Source organism: Paenibacillus phytorum (assembly GCF_013141715.1).
Taxonomy (GTDB): Bacteria; Bacillota; Bacilli; order Paenibacillales; family NBRC-103111; genus Paenibacillus_E; species Paenibacillus_E phytorum.
Genome location: NZ_WHOA01000055.1, coordinates 1 through 20,251, shown reverse-complemented (window position 1 = coordinate 20,251; position 20,251 = coordinate 1). Strand labels below are relative to the sequence as shown.

Annotated in this window: 14 protein-coding genes; 11 read left to right on the top strand and 3 right to left on the bottom strand. The window is 45.4% G+C overall.

From position 1 onward, the window contains the following. Window positions 1-43: 43 nt before the first annotated feature. The 8 genes from GC098_RS07715 to GC098_RS07680 all read left to right on the top strand — a co-directional run bounded on the left by GC098_RS07715 (window position 44) and on the right by GC098_RS07680 (window position 11,659). On the top strand, window positions 44-2,050 hold the full coding sequence (locus tag GC098_RS07715) for an alginate lyase family protein (protein ID WP_171642532.1): 2,007 nt from the start codon (window positions 44-46) through the stop codon (window positions 2,048-2,050). A gap of 54 nt (window positions 2,051-2,104) precedes the next feature. Next, a complete protein-coding gene (locus tag GC098_RS07710; RefSeq protein WP_171642530.1) occupies window positions 2,105-2,860 on the top strand; it encodes a sugar phosphate isomerase/epimerase family protein in 756 nt (251 codons plus the stop codon). A 60-nt stretch (window positions 2,861-2,920) separates the two neighbouring features. Beyond that, complete coding sequence (locus GC098_RS07705; RefSeq protein ID WP_171642527.1) at window positions 2,921-4,111, top strand: glycoside hydrolase family 88 protein; 1,191 nt, start codon at window positions 2,921-2,923, stop codon at window positions 4,109-4,111. A 33-nt stretch (window positions 4,112-4,144) separates the two neighbouring features. After that, window positions 4,145-7,561 carry a type 1 glutamine amidotransferase family protein gene (locus GC098_RS07700; protein ID WP_171642525.1) on the top strand — a complete coding sequence of 1,139 codons (3,417 nt, stop codon included), beginning with the start codon at window positions 4,145-4,147 and terminating at the stop codon, window positions 7,559-7,561. Next, window positions 7,558-7,866, top strand: a complete 309-nt coding sequence (locus GC098_RS07695) for a polysaccharide deacetylase family protein (RefSeq protein WP_171642523.1) — start codon at window positions 7,558-7,560, stop codon at window positions 7,864-7,866. Before GC098_RS07700 ends, GC098_RS07695 begins: the two co-directional genes overlap by 4 nt. A gap of 203 nt (window positions 7,867-8,069) precedes the next feature. Next, entirely contained in the window at window positions 8,070-9,542 is a 1,473-nt protein-coding gene (locus GC098_RS07690) for an arylsulfatase (protein WP_171642521.1), read from the top strand. A gap of 160 nt (window positions 9,543-9,702) precedes the next feature. Then, window positions 9,703-10,767, top strand: a complete 1,065-nt coding sequence (locus GC098_RS07685) for a Gfo/Idh/MocA family protein (protein WP_171642519.1) — start codon at window positions 9,703-9,705, stop codon at window positions 10,765-10,767. Window positions 10,768-10,801: 34 nt separating this feature from the next. Next, window positions 10,802-11,659 (top strand): sugar phosphate isomerase/epimerase family protein, encoded by an 858-nt coding sequence (locus GC098_RS07680; RefSeq protein WP_171642565.1) that lies wholly within the window; start codon window positions 10,802-10,804, stop codon window positions 11,657-11,659. Window positions 11,660-12,092: 433 nt separating this feature from the next. Here the strand turns inward: GC098_RS07680 and GC098_RS07675 are convergent, their stop codons facing one another. The 3 genes from GC098_RS07675 to GC098_RS07665 are packed head-to-tail and all read right to left on the bottom strand — an operon-like array spanning window position 12,093 to window position 15,833. Beyond that, window positions 12,093-13,205, bottom strand: a complete 1,113-nt coding sequence (locus GC098_RS07675) for a Ger(x)C family spore germination protein (protein ID WP_246358492.1) — start codon at window positions 13,203-13,205, stop codon at window positions 12,093-12,095. A gap of 2 nt (window positions 13,206-13,207) precedes the next feature. Then, window positions 13,208-14,314, bottom strand: coding sequence for a GerAB/ArcD/ProY family transporter (locus GC098_RS07670; RefSeq protein ID WP_171642515.1), 1,107 nt, complete (start codon window positions 14,312-14,314; stop codon window positions 13,208-13,210). Then, window positions 14,301-15,833 (bottom strand): spore germination protein, encoded by a 1,533-nt coding sequence (locus GC098_RS07665; protein WP_312880015.1) that lies wholly within the window; start codon window positions 15,831-15,833, stop codon window positions 14,301-14,303. The genes GC098_RS07670 and GC098_RS07665 overlap by 14 nt, the downstream gene beginning before the upstream one ends. A 1,276-nt stretch (window positions 15,834-17,109) precedes the next feature. On the opposite strand from GC098_RS07665, the gene GC098_RS07660 reads away from it, so the two are divergent. The 3 genes from GC098_RS07660 to GC098_RS07650 all read left to right on the top strand — a co-directional run bounded on the left by GC098_RS07660 (window position 17,110) and on the right by GC098_RS07650 (window position 20,164). Further along, window positions 17,110-18,054: a helix-turn-helix transcriptional regulator gene (locus GC098_RS07660; protein ID WP_171642513.1), complete on the top strand. Its 945-nt coding sequence runs from the start codon at window positions 17,110-17,112 to the stop codon at window positions 18,052-18,054. A 102-nt stretch (window positions 18,055-18,156) separates the two neighbouring features. Next, window positions 18,157-19,341, top strand: coding sequence for an epoxide hydrolase family protein (locus tag GC098_RS07655; RefSeq protein ID WP_171642511.1), 1,185 nt, complete (start codon window positions 18,157-18,159; stop codon window positions 19,339-19,341). A gap of 82 nt (window positions 19,342-19,423) precedes the next feature. After that, on the top strand, window positions 19,424-20,164 hold the full coding sequence (locus tag GC098_RS07650) for an SDR family NAD(P)-dependent oxidoreductase (protein WP_171642509.1): 741 nt from the start codon (window positions 19,424-19,426) through the stop codon (window positions 20,162-20,164). Window positions 20,165-20,251: the final 87 nt, after the last annotated feature.

Here is a 20,251-nt window from a genome sequence, read left to right as displayed (position 1 = left end):
TCTCCCGATTAAGACTATTGAACCAAATGGAGGTCATTATAAAGTGGAAAACCAAACACAATCTGGTCCTCGTGTAAGCGATTACGAATTTTTCACATCGATCAATATGAACTTGCCGGGCCTTGAGTATGTAAAGAAAGCGGTCGAAAGCGAAGACTTCGGAAAGGCGCGCCAATTATTTTCTGAACATGTGCGGAAGTCTTTGCGTTCGGATCTGTATTTCCAGATCCCGTCTCACGAACTGCAAAACCTGTATTATCTTCCGGGTGAGACGATGGAAGAAATGGGCGAGCGCATATTATCGTTAAAGCTTGTATCTTGCGGTACGCCCCACCAATTCTCCGGAATGGTGGACTGGTCCAGCAATCCTACTTTCAATCATTATTTGGAATGGACCTGGCAGTTGAACCGCCATTGGGAATGGGAAGTGCTGGCGAGACGTTACAGGGAAACAGGAGACGAAAAATATGCCGAGGGACTCGTTAACTTGTTTACCAGCTGGGTTCAGCAGGTCGTTGTGCCAGAAAGTGGGCCGGGATACGGGTGGCGGACGATCGAGTGCGGGTTGCGTATGGGCAATGCCTGGCCGTACGCACTTCATGCCTGTTACCGTTCTCCCCATTTCACCGACGATGTGTTGATCGATTGGTATAAATCCTTACTGGAACATGCTATGCGGCTCCGTCACCATCACCGACAAGGCAACTGGCTGCTTATGGAGATGAATGGTCTGTCCCACATTGGCATACTTTGTCCCGAATTTAGGGAAGCGGAAAACTGGAAAAATTATGCTCAGGAGATGCTGATCAAAGAGTTGAACAGACAACTATACCCGGACGGATTTCAGTTCGAATTGAGCACGAATTATCACGAAGTTACGGTAATCAATTATTTTCAAGTCATTCAATTGTATGAAGCATACAGGCTCCCGATTGCTACCGAACTTGTTAACGCACTTGAAAATGCCTGCTCCCTCCATGTCAAGCTGATGATGCCGGACGGTCGCTTGCCGGATTTGAATGACGGCCGTTGGCTGAAAGTGTCGGCCGCAGCTTCCACGCCCGAGGCGGCACGTCGATATCCGCATCGACACGATTTTCTTTGGGCATTAACGGAAGGACAAGAAGGGAAACCGCCGATTGAAACGTCCATACCATTTACCTACAGTGGGTACTATGTCATGCGAAACGGTTGGGACCGACAAGCTGTATGGGCGATGTTCGACGCGGGGCCCTTCGGGAAAGGTCACCAGCATGAGGATAAATTGAATTTGCTGATTCATGCCTACGGTAAGCTATTACTAACCGAAGGAGGCAACTACGCTTATGACACCTCCGAGATGCGGAGCTATGTAGAGTCCACCCGCTCTCACAACACGGTTCTTGTAGACGGCTCGGATCAAAACCGGAGAGTGGCTTACCAATGGAAGGAGGACGACATCCATTTGCCGGCAGACGCAAAATGGCATTCCTCCGACAATTTCGATTATGCCCATGGATCCTATGATGAAGGCTATGGCGACCAGGCACAGCTAAGAGTCACGCACAGTCGAAGCGTGCTGTTTCTGAAAAACCATCCGCTCGTCGCTCCATGCTTTCTGGTGATCGATAGGCTGACGCCGCAAGACGGAAAAGAGCATAACTATGAATTCTTATGGCATCTGGATAGTGAATCGGCGGTTGTTCAGGGATTGAAGAGTGTTACCTTGAACGATGAAGGTCCGAATCTGACCCTAATGACTAACCGAATGGAAAATCTGGCTGGCAAAATCGTACAAGGGCAAACCGAACCGGAGTGGCAAGGGTGGAAAAACACCGATACTTTTGCGCAAGGGGCATATGCGCCTACTCCCACGGTTATCTATGATTTGACGGCTGAAGGTCCGGTTCGCGCGGTTACCCTATTGTTCCCGACAAACGCGGGAGAAAAGTGCCCGGTAGCGGAAGTTGAAGCTTCGGGAGACGTTCGCGATCGACAAATCAGGCTGAACCTGCTAAACGGTCAATCCATTGTGATAGATGAAAATGATTATTTGAAAAATGATATGTAAGATCAAAGAGTTGAACAATACTTTTTTATATACTGCCAAAGGGGTGTTTATCCAATGAAAAACAAATTTGCAGCTCAGTTGTTCACGCTTCGAAACGAGTTGGAGCAGGATTTTCCGGGCGTACTTCGCGAGTTGAAAGAAATGGGATGGGCCGGCGTTCAAATTTCCGGTCTGCGCGGCTACAAAGCCGAAGAAATCGCAGCGGTATTGAAGGAAACGGGGCTCGGCACCGCGGGTCTGCATATCGGGCTTGACCGGTTTCGCGGAGAGCTTGACAAGGTTGTGGAGGAAGCGCGTCTTTTTGGCACGAGAGACTTGATTTTGCCGTATATTCCGGTTCGCAGCGAAGAAGGCTTTCGGGCGATCCGCAGCGAAATGAACGAAATTGCGCGAAAGCTTGCTCCGCAGGGCTACCGGATCAGTTACCACAACCACTCTTGGGAGTTCGATACGGTGATCGAAGGCAAATCGTCACTCGAATTTTTGCTGGAGCCTTCCGCAGACAATGCGCTGCTTGCCGAAATCGACGTATTCTGGGTAAAAAAGGGCGGTAGAGATCCGGTATCGTTCATCGCTTCTTACGCGAACCGGATGCCGATCATTCACTTAAAGGATATGACGAACGACGAACGACAAACGTTCGCCGAAATCGGCACTGGCGTCATCGACTTTGTGCCGATTTTGACTTGGGGCGAGCGGAACGGCATCGAATGGTATTGCGTAGAGCAGGACGAATGCCCGGGCAAACCGATGGACAGCCTGCAAATCAGCTTGAATAATTTGAACTTTCTCGCTGACCGAATGATGTAAAAAAAGAACAATCCACCAAATTCGTTGGATTAGCAGGTGGAATCTGGAAGGAGAACTTTTATGTTACGCGTTAAAGACGAAGGAATTCAAGATATGAGGAAATATGACGATGCTCCTATTCTGACCAAATCTTTTTGCGAAGACGAGATTCAATACGTTTTATCGCAAATCGATCGTAATCTGGAGACTTTTACACACAAATTTCCGTCGCCGTCCAGTATAAAGAATGTGTACGAACCATGGGACAATATGGAATGGACCCCAGGGTTTTGGACGGGGATGCTGTGGCTGGCTTATGAAGTTACAGGAGATATGAAATATCGGTTAACAGCTGAAGGGCAGTTGGAAAGCTACCGGAAACGGCTAGAGGATAAAAAACATACGGCCACTCATGACCTGGGATTCCTCTATACGCTCTCTTGTGTCTCTGCCTACAAGTTGACCGGTAACGAGGAGGCGAAGCAAACGGCACTCCATGCGGCCGATTTGCTTCTTGAGCGGTATTTCGAGAAAGCGGGAATCATCCAGGCTTGGGGCAATCTGGATAACCCAAACCAGCGTGGTCGTATGATTATAGACTGCTGTATGAACTTGCCGCTGTTATATTGGGCTTACGAAATGACCGGTGAACAGAAATATTATACCGCAGCGGAAAATCACGTCAAGCAGGCAGCTGCTCATTTGATCAGAGACGATGCATCTAGTTACCATACTTTCTACATGGATGTGGAGACAGGTGAACCGAAATACGGCAAGACGGCGCAAGGATACTCCGATGATTCATGCTGGTCGAGAGGGCAAGCTTGGGCGATGTACGGTTTTCCACTCAGCTACATTTACGCAAGGGATTCCGCACTGCTCGACATAGGGCAAAAAGTGACGAATTACTTTTTGAACAGGCTTCCGGACGATTACGTGCCCTACTGGGATTTAATTTTCACTGAGGGAGACGAAGAAAGAGACAGCTCTGCGGCGGCCATCTCCGTATGCGGTATGCTGGAGCTTGCCAAGCATTTACCCTTGTCTGACATGAACAAGCGTAAATATGAAAATGCCTCGTTACTTATCCTTAAATCATTGGCTGACAAGTATACGGCAAGGAGTGATCCGCGTTCGAATGGGTTATTGCTGCATGGCGTTTACGGCAAGCCATTCCCTGGTAACGGAATCGATGAATGCTGCATTTGGGGGGACTATTATTACTTCGAAGCGCTTGTAAGGGTATATAAAGATTGGAAATTATACTGGTAAACGAAATCGGACATGTGATTGGGGAGATAACCATTGAATCCATCTATAGAAAAGAATAAAAGATCTCTTGATGCAGTAGGCCATAGTGAGTACGGCTTTGAGCGGTTGTATCAATTGCCGGAAAGGTGCTTCTCTGGAGAAGGGATCATCACGCATGAAGACTATCGATACTTGAGAGCAGGTAAGAGCGTTTCCTTGCGCTTTTCGGGAAACGATATCGGATGGAACGCGAGCGAGGGCCGGAGCTACAGATTAAGGCTCACTGGGGAAATTGACCTGCCACCTATCTGGATGACGGAACAGAACCATCCACCGCTTTACCGTTTGATCGACGACAGTTTGTGCGAATCTGTCACCCATCACAGTCGGTTCAGTCTGGACTTGAGATCTGAGGGCGAAGATTACCCGAGAGAAGCTTACACCAAAGTCGTCTGGAACGAGGTCGAAGGTGAACTCCCAGAAATAAGGAATGCCGGAGTTAAATCGTTAGAAATGTCGGTTTGGTGCAAAAAAGAACAAGTGGAGCTGTTGCAGGGCGGCTCACTCGAGATGGTGGCGGAAGTGTTTTATATCAAGGAAGGGAAGCATCCACGGGATATATCGGAAGTGCCTGACGCGACTTATCGGATCGACATTGGAGCAGGCACGTGCGGATGGGAGAAAAAAAACGTCGTCATCCCAGTCGAAGGCAAACTTGCCTGCTTGCTGATTCACGTAACCGGTTGCGACTATTCCGGAAACGTGTGGTTGGAAGATCCATGCTTGCAAGCGGAGGGATTCTGCAATCTGCTTCCTCCGTTTGCGCCGGCGGTTCCGTTCTCCCCTTCTTTTTCCTGGCTCGGGCGAAATTTGTCCAAGAAGGAATGGGTGTCGTTCCGTGTAGATATCGATGGACAGACTGTATTTGAGGGAGAACGCTTTCAGCGGATTTATCGCTGGCCAGTGTCCGAGTTCGAAATTCCACACGGCATTCTTCATTCGGGGAATCATGAAATGACGATCACACTCCAATCCGATTATCGGGATCCGCTTCCCTACAAGTTGAGATCGGTTGAATTCGTCAGCCGGCCATGTGATTTCGGTATTGTGTCGTGCCCGGACATTGTAACCGCTGGAGAAGCTTTTAGCGTATGGGTTCAATTGGGGAAGCCGGGTATCCAGGTTCAGGTTTCGGTGAGCGGTGGAACGCACATCCGGCCAGAACAAAGCGAATTTACCACGGAATGCAAAGGAATTAACGAGATCCGATTCTTCGCGGAACGTGCAGGAGGAAGCGCGACAATTGAGCTATGTACCGAATTCGGTTCATGGAGTGATACGGTAGAACGATCCGTCGAACGAGACGACGATCATGTGCTGACCGGAACGTCAGATGCAGTCTACATACCAGCGGATGCCGAAGAGATGACATATTTCTTCGCTTGGTATATGAATCAACAAATCGGTAACATGGCCACGTTCCGTCCCGTTTACCGGTGGTCGGGTACGAGGTCACTCAGAGAACGGGATTGGATTCAGACGAAGGAACTATGCGAAAAACTGGGTCTGCAATACGCTCTGATCGTCGAGAGCAGGGAATTGCCCGGAAGTGGTGTCAATCCGGAAAGAAAGATACTGGCTGGTCCAAACTTTCTAGGAAGCCAAGCGCATGAACGGGATGGAGTTTCCAGTTACTGGGGCGCGCGTTCTGGCGTAGAACGGGAGTTCTATTACGACCTGTTGAGCAGAATGTCACGCTTGGAAGGGAATATCGTATTTCAAATACCTGTGCGAACACCACATGGCATTTACTATAATTTGGATCCGCATGCGGCGACGGATATGGAACAGGCCGCTCTACAGTTCGTCAAGAACGTCGGGCTCGTTCCGCACTATGCGTCGAGGCATACAGGACCTTCTGTCTTGTTCAAATATTTATACCAGGCCGGCGTTTCTTGGCAAGGAGCGGAATTAATGTACGGTCCGCATGAAATCATTATTTCAGCGCTTCGAGGGGCATCTCGTGCATACGGTCGTGACAGTTTCGGCGCGCATCTAGCGGTGCAATGGTCAACGACGCCACATGATACGGAACAACGCTATCGTCGTTATCGGCTTGCTTTATATTTGTGTTACATGCACGGAGTCGATCAGATCAATACAGAAGAAGGACTATGGAGACTGGAAGAGCGTTTTGCTGATCTGGAGAGGTTTAGCGTGGCTTGTCGCCGTCATACGGACGAACAGCGGAATTTCTATAGGTTTGTTCGTACGCATACCCGGAGGGGGAGGCTGCACGGACCGATGGCGTTTTTGCATGGACAGAATGACGGGTGGACTTGTTTTGGACGAAGGAACGTATGGGCTCAGAATGGGGATGAATGGGCGTTTTCCGCTCCGGAAAAAAGCTGGGATCTATTAAATGTCTTCTATCCACGGTCTGTTCTTGCTCCAATTTACAAACATCCGTGCCCTGCTGAATCGACGGGCTACTATACCGGTACTCCGTATGGCATCGCGGACATCGTTCCCGTTGAGGCGGATGATCAGATACTTGGAAGCTACGCGTACATGGCCTTTCTTGGCTGGAATACAGCAGATGCGTCACAAATCCAAAAATGGATCAGGTACGTGCGGGAAGGCGGAACGCTACTCATCGGGTTGCCGCATCTGTACGCGTCCACAAGTCGTCCGGATGCTTTTGGAGATGCGCCAACTCTGGTTGATTCCTCAGACATTCAGCAATTGATCGGCGCCGAGATTACAGGATATCAAAGCACGAAGCTGGATACAGGGGAAACGCTCGAAATTGGAAGCTTAGAGAAATTGACTGCCACTGTCCTGATGACAAGCGTGAGTGGAGACCCGTTGATTCTTGAGCATCTGTTTGGAAAAGGAAAAGTTCTGTATGTAAATGCAAAAGCGTACCCTGCAGATCAGCGGGTTCGGGGATGGTATGAACAGGTGTTGCATAGCTTTGGGGCGTCTATAATGGAAATGGAACGTAAGCGAGGCTGGCTAGCCGGCAGCCCGGACATTGGGTTTACGGTATACGATCGGGAGGACGGCTTGCGCGTGATTTACACGCTTAATATCAATTGGTGGGAAGAAAGTTCTGCTCCAGTTGGAACAGCCTTACTGTGGGGAGACCAGGGGATCGAAGTTTCCGTCAATCGGGACAAGATGCATATGATCACCTTGTCCGACAATGTGGGGATCATGACAGCCGACAATGAAACGGACGTCATTGACTTGCGCGAGGACGAACAGGGAGCAAAGTTGACGGTTCAAGGCAGCGGAGACACAGAACTTACGGTGTTCGTTAGACATAATGATTCAAATAGCGTTCTGTATGCAACGACTGAATCGGGAGAAATGCTGCCGGTTCGCTGCGAATGTTCCCCGCATACGTGGAAACTGAACGTTCATCTGAAGGGAACTGAGATTATCAGACTGAGTTTGGAAGTGTGAGGAAGAAGAGTGGATTGGATATTGGGTTTACCGATCTTGCGGCTAATGTGGTTGACAAGTACATGAATAAGTTTATTCCGCAAGCCTTATCATTGTCTGAACGTATGGCAAGAGATGAAGGACGGTCGAAATTTATTTGGACAGTTGGGTCTTGGTTGATTGAGGAATATTTGCAATCTGCATCGGAAGAGCAGCGAATCCAAATGGAGCATGCGATTAGCAGAGGAGAAATTGCGTGGCACGGTCTTCCTTTTACAACCCATACGGAATTGATGGATAAAACACTACTTGAATATGGAACTTGATTAACTTAACAATAAAACCTATCCAATATTGACTGCTTTTCGTTATATTAGCATTGCCGAATTCTTCGATTAAATTGGAAATTTATTAATAACCTCGTTATATTCATTTTGCGCATCGGTAATCGCAAGCTTTCTGAAGATATTGATGTAAGGGGTCAAAGTGTATGTATCATTAAAGATGTCGTCACAACAGGAGTGATTCGATGAGCCAGTCTTCAACGGGAAAGTCTAATATTTTATTGTTCACGGTAGACCAGATGAGGTGGGATTGTCTAAGTATCATGGGGCATCCCGTAGTAGAAACGCCGAATTTGGACCAATTAGCTAAATCCGGTGTTTTATTCGACAGCGCTTATGCGGCTACTCCATCCTGCATTCCAGCGCGTGCGGCGATTTTTACCGGTATGAGCCAGCGCTCGAACGGGCGGGTAGGCTATCAGGATCGAGTGCCGTGGAGATATGAGCATACTCTGCCGGGAGAGCTTGCAAAAGCGGGCTACCATACACAATGCGTTGGCAAAATGCATGTTTATCCGGTACGCAATTTATGCGGCTTCCATAATGTCGTTCTTCACGATGGATACTTCCATCACAATCGCAATCGAACAGCCACTGCCTTTAGTTCTCATCTGGATCAATGCGATGATTATCTTGTTTGGCTTCGTCAGACCGCAGGAGCGGAACATGATCTTCTGGACCTGGGACTTGACTGCAACTCCTCTACTGTAACGCGCCCATGGCACTTGCCGGAGAGGCTTCATCCGACAAATTGGACAGTAGAACAATCTATTGACTTTTTGCGGCGCAGAGATCCGGATAAACCGTTCTTCTTATGGACGTCATTCGTTCGTCCGCATTCACCGCTTGACCCTCCGCAGGCCTATTTCGATATGTACAAAGACGTTGAAATGGATGAACCGCCGGTGGGCGACTGGGTGGATGAGGAGTTGGCTGCTGAAGGCGCCTACGAACCTACGACGATTTTTGGAAAAATACCGAAGCGCCGTCTGGATAGGGCGCGTGCCGGGTATTATGCGCTAATCTCCCATATTGACGATCAGGTTGGCAGATTGTTGAAGGTAATGAAGGAATACGGCTTGTATGAGAATACGACTATTTTGTTTACCTCCGATCATGGGGAGATGATGGGCGATCATCATTATTTCCGCAAGGCGCTCCCATATGAAGGAAGCGCAAAGGTGCCGTTCTTGCTTTACGATCCTTCCGGGAGGCTGGACTTCAAGGCTGGCAGCAGGGTTAGCGAGGTGGTTGAGCTTAGAGATATCATGCCGACTTTGCTTGATATCGCTGATGCACCCATTCCTTCCAACGTCGATGGACAAAGCGTCCTGCCTCTATGTCAGGGTGAGAATCCCTTCTGGCGCAATTATATTCACGGCGAGCACGCTTTTGGCCGCTTGTCCAATCATTTTGTAACGGATGGTCGAATCAAGTACATTTGGTATTCTCAAACCGGGGAAGAGCAGCTATTTAACCTGACAGAGGATCCTTCCGAAAAAATAAACCTTGCCCATTCGCCTCTGTATTCTTCCAAGTTGAGCGAGTGGAGAAGCTATTTGACACAGGAGCTGGAAGGCCGTGAAGAAGGGTATGTGCATCAAGGGTGCTTAATCGTGGGAAGAAAGCCTACAGCGGTTCTTAGTCATATTTTGTAAAGCTCGGGAAGGACAACATGAAATACTTGGAAATTATTGATAATGAATTATTCGATAATATTCTGAATTCGGCATATAGGGAATCGCTAAAGAATAAAGCCGTAATCCTGTCCTATGGACTGAGACTGGTAAGCAACCATACCTAGGAGGATGTAAACAAATGATCATATCGAAAACGAAAATTGGCGTTATTGGTGCCGGATCGATATCCGGCCTGCACTTGCAATCGTATCAGAAGCTGGAAGATGTAGAACTGTATGCGGTTTGCGATTTGAATCAAGTGCGGGCGGAGGAGAAAGCAAAGAAATATGGGATTCCTCATGTGTACACGGATTACAGGGAGCTTTTGGCTAATCCAGAAGTAGAAGCGGTTAGTATTTGTACGTGGAACAATACACATGCTGAGATCAGCATTGCCGCTTTGCGCGCTGGTAAGCATGTGTTGGTAGAGAAACCATTGTGCCGTACAGTCGAGGAAGCGCTTCAGATTCAAGAGGCGGTGCGTGAGACTGGCAAGACATTACAAGTTGGCTTCGTGCGCCGTTACGATGCAAATGCACAGCTCGTGAAACGGTTTATCGACAACGGCGAGCTGGGGGAAATATACTATGCGAAGGCTTCCTCCCTACGCAGGCTCGGTAATCCAGGAGGCTGGTTCGCGGATCAAGAGCGCTCTGGCGGGGGGCCTCTCATCGATATCGGTGTACATTTCATCGATCTGTGCTGGTATCTGATGGGGCGACCGAAGCCTGTTTCTGTCAGCGGTAATACATACAAGAAGTTGGGTAATCGCGCTCATGTTCGCAATCTGTCGTTCTACAAGGCTGCAGACTATGATCCAAACACGAATGGTGTCGAGGATATGGCAAACGCGTTGATCCGTTTCGAGAATGGGGCCTCTCTGCTCGTAGACGTTAGCTTTACGCTGCACGGTACGAAAGGTGAGTCTACTGTGAAATTATACGGAGATCAAGGTGGCGTAGAGTTGGAGCCAGAACTGATTTTAGTTACAGAGAAGCTTGACACGATTTTGAATGTATCACCGCAGACAAATGATAAATCGATCAATGTTTCAGAAGCGTTCTTTAACGAAGTTAGTCATTTCGTCTCCTGTTGCCGTACGGGGAGTACACCGATCAGTCCGGTTGAGGATGGCGTTACGATGATGAGAATGTTATGCGCTATCTATGAATCAGCAGACAAAGGGATAGAGATTCAGCTGTAACCAACCAATCATAAGGAAGTTGAGGGTGAAGAGGATGAAACTAGGCGTCAGTACATATAGTTTGTCCCGTGCTTTGAAATCTGGAGAATTGGACATTCTGGGTGTGATCGATTGGATTGCCGAGCAAGGAGGCGAGCATGTTGAGATCGTGCCGTCCGGATTCGAACTGGCAGGTAAGCCAGAGGTAGCTGATGCGATTCGGAGTAAGGCACAGTCGCGTGGAATCGATGTATCGAATTATGCGATCGGGGCTAACTTTGCAACCGACACACAGGAAGCCTATGAGCAGGAGATTGCGCGTGTGAAGGAGGAAGTCGATCTTGCGGCGAGACTAGGTGTTAAACGGATGCGGCATGACGTTGCGCGCAGTAGTGACAATTCCATAGGCAACTTTAACAGAGAGTTGGTTCGTTTAGTAGAGGCATGTAGGCAAATTGCGGATTACGCTGCACAGTACGACATCGTGACCAGCGTCGAGAACCACGGCTATTTCATACAGGCAAGTGATCGGGTGCAGGCACTGGTTCAAGCGGTCGATAGACCGAACTTCCGCACAACGCTGGATATCGGCAATTTCCTGTGCGTCGATGAAGATTCGGTCGCAGCTGTGAAGAACAATCTACCCTATGCCACTATGGTGCATGTGAAAGACTTTTATCTCCGTCCTTCTTATCTGAATCCGGGTGAAGGCTGGTTTAAGACCATAAGCGGCAATTATTTGCGCGGTGCCATTGTCGGTCACGGGGACATCGATATGAGGGAAGTACTTCGAGTGGTCAAAAACTCCGGCTATGACGGGTACATTTCGCTTGAATTCGAAGGGATAGAAGAATGCAAAACCGGTACGAAGATCGGTCTCGACAACATCAGAAGATTGTGGGAAGAGGTCTAGCGTGAAGTTACAGAATCCGATTGGTATTAAGATCGATAGACTACTCAGCTATGTGGGTTATAGTTATTCAAGCAGTTGAAGTGTAGTAGGAGAGCTTTTATGCTACGGGTTAAAGACGTAACGGATACGTTACTTAAATAGGGATCGCCGGCTGCCGCGCAGTTTGACGATCCCTATTTTGCTGAAGTAACGGGCAGATTAGTTGAAGATGAAGTGCAGGGAACCGTATCATAAATGACGGCTAAATTTTTTTGATAATTGAACAAAGAAACACTGCAATGTAGATTGCAACAATGGATCTTGAGGTTTGAATAGTTATATCAAGTGATCTGAGTATTTCGTACTGAGGTCTCTAGTTGTCATTTTGCAAATATAAGAATTTCAATGATATTTTAAGTCGGTTTTTCCTAATAAAGAATACCAATTTTCGATGTCAATTAAAAATCCCATGTTTCGTAATTTTAGCATCTACCTTTACTTCAAAGTTAACATTCTGGTATTCTTCTTTCCAATTGATTTTTTCCCAAGTATCATGATGAAAGGCGATAATTTGTCTCCCAATACTCAGGCTATCCGAATTCGCTTTTTGCATTTTTTTAATAATTTGATTTGCATTTTTCGTCATCTCTTGGGATATTTTGTTATTCAGATCATTGATTTTTTCCTCCGATTCTAGATGGTCTTCTGAATCCTCCAGGATTTCGACTTTTATATCTAATCGTAAGTTAACGGAAAAATGATCGGGATTTTGAGCGGTTACTTTTAACTCGCGTTTTGATTTTAACACATTGATATAAATGAAGTTTTTTCTCTGTGGTACTTGATTTTCATCGACTTTAACTTTGATCCATGCCTTTTTGCTCTTATGATTGGCCATCAACATATATAAAATTGATTCCTGAAGTGTTAAATAGTGCCCGGTATAATGACGCCCATTAAACATAGCCAATCCAATGATTTGCGCTTCTTTTTCTTGTGCTTCTATAAGGGGTAATACGATATCGGTTCCAGGATCAAAAAAATCGGAGAACATAGGCCTAGTTTGCCGCGGTATGACGGTGTTTACTTGAGCGCTTTCAAATACACCGTTCAGGTATTCACTCATGCTTGACTTCTCTTTGAGGTGGAGATTGAGCAGGTCAGCAGCTTGTCCTTTTACAACCGCGACATTTGCTACAAGGGAACCTCTCGGATCTCTGTAAAATACGTCAAGCCCGGAGTAAATGTCCTGCTTTGCGAATTCTTCTCCCACCAAGAGGACAATGAGTTTGGACGCATCAAATTCTCCTGAGATTTTAAGATTAATTTCTCTCCTTATATCCCTTGATGTATCGCCCTTCCCCGATACGACATGACTCACTGTTTCTTTCGTTCCTTCCCCGCCTCCTTTAAAAGTAGGAATGGTAATCGTATTCATTACTTTACCGTCCGATGTTAAATCGAACCCGGTCGTCATCACCAGTTTTACATCCTTTAGTATATTTTGATCCCAGCAGCCGGTTAAAAGGGAGACACACAGCCCAGCTAAAAGGAGCACTTTCGACATCTTCATGATTGAACATCTCCCGATAATTTTTTTTTACCCCGTACCATGGAGACGATTAAAAGGATGCAAGGTAATACGAAAATGAATACATATCTGGCTAGATCGATCAATTCACTTAATGATTTAATCACTTTTTCGTCCGTGGGTAGCGTTAGAGCACATATAATCATTAATGCCGCGGCGTAAAAAACGAGTAGGGAATGGTTCTTTTTACGAAACAAATGGGTTAAACCATTGGAAGTTAAATAAAGATACATCATAAACGAAGTTGCAACGGAAACAATCCAAATTGAAAAAAAGAGTAGATCCACTCTATCAATGATTTTGAAATATTTGAATTTCATGATGTATAAGATAGGTTCAGGGATGAACTTCATTGCCGAAGGGCCGAAATAAGTGAGAACAACCATTGTTAGATAGGTATAAAAGAAGGTGACAAATCCGTTTGCCAGGAAGGCAACCTTCAATTTCCCTACCCCTTTTCCCAAGCAATAGGGGAATACAACTAACAAGAGCTCAAAGCCTTGATAAGCGAAAGTTGCATTTGTCGCCCCTTTTACCATGTTGGGTAGGCCGCTTTGTCCTACTGGAAGAGTATAGAGATAGTTAAGATCCTTTAAAACGACCAATGTAAATGTGAACAAAACAATCAATAAGATCGAAACCACCACAAAAAAACGGGCCATTACTCTTAAATTTTCTTTTACACAAAGGACACTTATAACGATTAGGAGGACACTCACTATCCATATCGGCGTACGTGGGAGTATCCAAATATTGACCTTTTGTCCAAACTGTAAAATGATTAATATGGCTGTTGCGAAAAAATAAAAAATATAACCGATTTCCAACAAAAAGGCCACATGTTTTCCGACAATTTCACTCATCATTTCGAAAATAGTTAGAGCTTGGAATCGCCGATATAGTAACCAGATTAGATAAATAGCGATCTGCATTAGGCATCCTGCAACAAACACCGAAATCCACGCATCACTTTGTGAGATCTTAAACACATCATAGGGTAAAGATATCACCCCAATTCCAATTTGTGTTTGAATGATAATAAAGAAAAGTTGAAATTGCGTAATCTTGTTTTCACCTTTTATCATTTTTTTCCCACTCTCTTGATGCAGATTGTTGCTTCATTTTTTCAGGGTGAGGGTCTTTAGGTCTGCTATCCATCCGCCATATGGGTACTCTTACCACCGCATCCTTTAAATCTTTCCAGCGAAAAGGAGCAATGGGGGCGAAATAAGCGGACCCAAAAGATTCCAATTTACATAAATGGATTAACAAAGCCATCAGCCCAAATACAATTCCTACAAAGCCTAACATTGCAGCTGCAATCATCATCGGGAACCTCAATAATCGAATGGCAGAACTCATTTCATTCGAAGGCACGACATAGCAAGCAATAGCTGTCATTGCGACAACCACAATCATCGGATTCGATACTAATCCGGCCTTCACAATCGCATCTCCAATAACGAGACCTCCGACAATGCTTATGGTGGGTCCGATTGCAGAAGGGAGCCGTATCCCGGCTTCTCTGATCAATTCAATGGTTAATTCCATGATGAGGGCTTCGATTAATGGCGGGTACGGAATCTTATCAATCGATCCTTTGACGGTAATGACGAGTTGATACGGCAACACTTCAAAATGATAGCCGACCACTGCAATATAGATAGCGGGTAATGTAATGGCAATCATAAAACTGAATAGTCGAATGACTCGAATGAAAGTCCCAACGTACGATCGGCTGTTATAATCATCAGGCGATTGATAAAACGAAAAGAAGGTTACGGGTATTATGAGTACCGTTGGGGTTCCTTCCGTAAATAAAGCTATTCTACCCTCCATTAAATTGGCTTCTACTCGATCTGGGCGTTCCGTATTTAACATTTGAGGAAATGGAGAAGAAGAGGAGTCTTCAATGAATTCTTCTAAATATCCTGAGCTGAAAATCATATCTGTCGATATACTTTCTAATCTTCTTAGAGCTTCATTCACTACTTCTTCGTTAGCGATTCCTTTCATATACGCAATTGCAATTTTTGTGTTGGTTTTTTTGCCAAGGGTTATGTATTGAATATAGAGGTTTGGATCCTCAATTCTGTTACGAAGAAGGTTTAAATTGATGTTTAAATTTTCTGCAAACCCCTGATGAGAGCCCCTTATGACCTTTTCGTTCTGAGGCTCATCCGTGCTTCTCGCAATATTTGCAGCCGTGTCGATTAAAAATGCATGTTGGTCTCCATCGATATAGACAACTGAAAATCCGTTCAGCATTTTTCTGGTAATCTGATCTAAATTCGTTGAATCAGGAAAATGACCGAAGGTAAAAAAGCCTGCGATATTGTCGTTTGAGCATTCAGATAATGGCACAAAAAATCTTTGTTCAAGCTTGTCCTGATCAACAAGGGTTTCGAAATAAAAAACAATACACTCTTTCTGTTGAAACATAAATAGATGGGTCTTTAAATCCTGCGATTGGAGAAAAAATTCTTCCATGTAGGTAACATTTTCTATTAATGAGGGGAAAACTGGAGTGATTTCGGATTCAGATTTTTGTATCTTCTTATTATGATTACTCAAACGTAGAGATTTTTGTTTATGAAATCTCACATTTACACATCCCGGGGAATCAGTATGTAACGATTTATCATATATAAATTGTTACATTTTAGGGGAAATTATACCTATTCCTGTCCTGCAATTGGCATTATCGGGCAGAAAGCAGGCCTGTAATCGGATTAATCATGTGCTCGATCAGGTTGGGGATCGCTTTGCGCCCTTAGATATATAAATCCTATGCTCAAACATAACTTTGTGCTTGAGTATACAGCGGTGAACGGTAGGGTGGAGGAAGGAATAGATGAGGCCCGATTAGATTGTTTGGAGGCTAATACGGGCCTTATTATTCGAGATATTAATCTGAAGGGGAATTCGAGGTGTCGGACCTGCTATTTTTGGTTTGCAATTGCAATAGTTTTTCTCCCGGATAGTGAATGATTATTATTTTTCGTTATTTTTCGCACTTGTTTTAATCTCTCAATTTTTTAAAAATATTGATTTAGCTGCTTATTGGTCATTCTTATATTTACGACAATTAAGTACGATATATGTTCTTGTCAAAAGCCAATGACAAGAACATATATCGTTTGCCGAATGATGACAAGAACTTGTATTGTTATGCGTAACTGAAAAACTTTCTCAACACCTGTTAAATTGGATGAATTTGACACGTAAGCTGGAAAGGGGCAACGATTGAGCTAACGGCAGGATTGTGTAATCAATTCAACGAATACCAATTATTAAAGTTGAATAAGGGGTATTTCAAAAGAAATATTACTATACGTAATATAGAAAGGACGATATATAGGTAATGGAAGTAACTTACTGTGATGTATGGTCAATTTTACAAAAGAAGTAAGTGAGAGAATGGACTGCCTAAAAATATAATTAGAGTTTCGAAGTGAAAAATGGAAATAAAATCTTTTTAAGAACATGTCGGGTGACAAGAACATTGTCCCATTAATTGCCGCGTAAAACGCGGTCTTTTTATTTTATGAGATCAGGTCGGAGACTTTTTGTTGGCCAGTGGATCGACTGCCTTTTCTCAACTAACGGGCAGGATAACGGAATAAGCCAATCAAGCGTAGATGTATTATAGCCCGGTTTTATTAACTGGGGCTTGATCATTTAAGATGATATCTGAATTCGTGGTTTCAAAAAAAAGCTACAAAACACTGGTGAACTTTCTAATCCTGACAGACTATTGTCTACAATGAAAGTTTATTATACAAGTAAGAGCCTAATTACCCACAGGAGTTAAAGCATCGTATTCGTGGAACTGAAACATTTTATTAACCAGTTACCTTATTGAATTGGGGGGACAACAGTGAAACTTGAGCGACTTATGGCCATTACGATCCTTCTATTAAACCGCAAACGCGTACAGGCCCAAGAATTGGCTGATCGTCTGGAGGTTTCATTGCGTACGATTTATCGCGATTTGGAATCATTGAATCTAGCAGGAATTCCCATTATTTCGTACACGGGAGCAGAAGGCGGATTCGAAATCATGGAAAACTTTCGATTGGATCGGCAAATGCTTTCATTCAATGAACTTATTTCCCTCTCTACAGCTTTGCGAGGCCTTCAATCTACACAGGCATTTAGCAACCAAAATTTAGACGGGCTGCTCGACAAAGTTGGCGCATTGGTCTCGAAGGCAGAACAAGGTCGTATGGCTGGTGCTGATCAGGTCATCATAGACTTAAATCCGTGGAAAAGTAGCTCTTCAGAACGAAACAAGTATGACACGCTGCATAAAGCCGTAAGTGATAAAAGGCTGATCCGTTTTACATATACCAACGGACAAGGGGGAGAAACAGAACGTTGTATTGAACCTATGGGGCTGGTGCTCAAAGGCTACACGTGGTATCTTCACGGTTATTGCTTAAACCGAGATGATTACCGCATGTTCAGGCTTTCTCGGATCCGGAATCTACTCATTCTTGAGGATACGTTCCAGCGTCGAATGGTGACGCTGTCTGAGTTGAATGAAAATTGGGGTCCGCAGCGCGATTCCAAGATGGTCGATCTGGTGCTTAGATTTACAGGACCGGCTAAGGTTCCAGCAGAAGATCATTTTGATGCGGATGAAATTGAACGGCAACCCGATGGTTCGCTTATCGTTCGGGTCCGATACCCGGATAACGACTGGTTAATCGGCTTTTTACTTCATTTTAGAACGGATTTATTCATTCTTGAACCCTCGCATATTGCTGCAGCTGTACGGAAAAGTGCCTTGGAGATAGCTAAACTTTATATCGATTGTTGACACACTGTTGTCAATAAGCATGGTTTATTATGAGTTTAAATAGAGAGAACACATTAATCAGTTACAAGAAAATACAAAGAAATTTGAGGAGGCTTTCCAAAAATGACTCATTCAGAACAACAAAATGTACGCAGTGGCCACCATAGCACTGAGATCAAGCCTTTCCGTATCGATGTTCCGCAGGCTGATCTTGATGAATTACGAGACCGTTTAACCCGCACCCGTTGGCCGGATGCTTTGGCCGGTGTAGGCTGGGACTATGGTATTCCCGTTGATTACCTCAAGGAACTGGCGGAATACTGGAGATCCAAATATGACTGGCGCAAACACGAGGAATCTCTTAACAAATTCCCGCAGTTCACCACCACCATAGACGGACAGAACATACACTTTCTGCATGTACGTTCCCCTGAACCAGATGCAATGCCGTTGATCATCACACATGGTTGGCCCGGTTCGATCGTTGAGTTTATGAACATTATAGGACCGCTCACCAATCCCCGTGCTCATGGCGGTAATCCGGCAGATGCTTTCCATGTCGTCATACCTTCGCTACCCGGATTTGGCTTTTCTGGACCGACAAACGAGGTAGGGTGGAACATTAATCGAGTAGCCAGAGCTTGGGCTGAACTGATGCGTCGACTAGGTTATGAACGTTACGGCGCTCAAGGTGGTGACACCGGGGCAATGGTTTCTCCAGAGCTTGGACGATTTGCGCCAGACTCTGTCATTGGTATTCATGCAAACGGGCTTACAACATTCCCGTCCGGAGATCCCACAGAATCGCTTGATTTAACTGAAATCGAGCGAGCGCGCTACGATACGTTGACTCAACAAAGCTATGAGACAACGGGTTATGCAATTATACAATCTACACGACCTCAGACGCTTGCCTATGGTCTGACTGACTCGCCCGTCGGTCAGCTTGCTTGGATAGTAGAGAAGTTCAAGGAATGGACAGACCCTACAGCAAATCTTCCGGAAGATGCCGTTGATCTCGACCACATGCTAACAAATGTCTCATTGTATTGGTTGACCGGAACGGCAGGGTCATCGGCACGGATTTATAAAGAGGAGGCGAAATCCTGGGGCATGCCTGCTCAACGCTCTACGGTTCCTACTGGTGTCGCGGTTTTTCCGAAAGACATCTCGATCCGAGGTATTGTCGAACGTGAGCATAATGTCGTGCACTGGTCGGAATTCGATCGCGGTGGTCACTTTGCGGCAATGGAAGCACCTGACCTGTTAGTTAATGACATCCGAAAGTTTTTTGGTCAGCTTCGCTAAGACTACCCGGAATGTTGTTATGAAGCTCGAATCTAAAGTTAGAACATTCGAAATTAAATAGTAGGATGGAAGGAAGAATAATATGAATCTACAGGGGAAAGTTGTTATCGTTACCGGAGGCGCTAGAGGAATTGGAAGTGCTGCATCAAAATTATTGGCCCAACGGGGTGCGAAAGTCGTTGTTAATTATTTAAAAAATCAAAATGCTGCTGAAGCGGTGGTCTCCGATATTCGATCCAGCGGGGGAGAAGCCATTGCTCTCCGGGCGGATGTTCGTGATTCACACCAATTTACAAAGCTCGTAGACGCTACTTTAGAAGCTTTTAAGAAAATTGATATATTGGTCTGCAACGCGAATATGAGTTTCACTGCGAAGCCCTTTGCCGAAATGAATTGGGAGGAGTTCTCTCAGAAATTAAACGATGAACTAAAAGCAGCATTCGTGACGACTAAATCCGTTATTCCGTTCATGATCGAACAAAAGTTCGGACGTATCATTTATGTATCCAGCAGTTTAGGTAAGGATCCCTCGCCTTACATGATCGCTCATGGAACGGCAAAAGGAGGGTTGAATACCTTTTCCGACTATATTGCCCAAGAATTCGGTCCACAAGGGATTTCAGCCAACGTGGTTGCACCCGGATTAGTGCAAACCGATGCGACGGCCTTTTTGTCAGAGGAAGAGAAACAAACCATTAGTAGCTTCACACCACTGAGGCGTGTGGCGGAACCTGATGATATTGCAGGTGTTATTTCGTTCTTGGCAAGCGACGATTCGCGTTTTGTTACCGGATCGTATACCCCTGTTACTGGGGGGCTGTAACTGGAGTCCAGTGTCATCTGATACTACCAATGCCAAAGTACGTTTATGAGACACCCGAGAGAATGATAAAGTTAGCTAATCAACAGT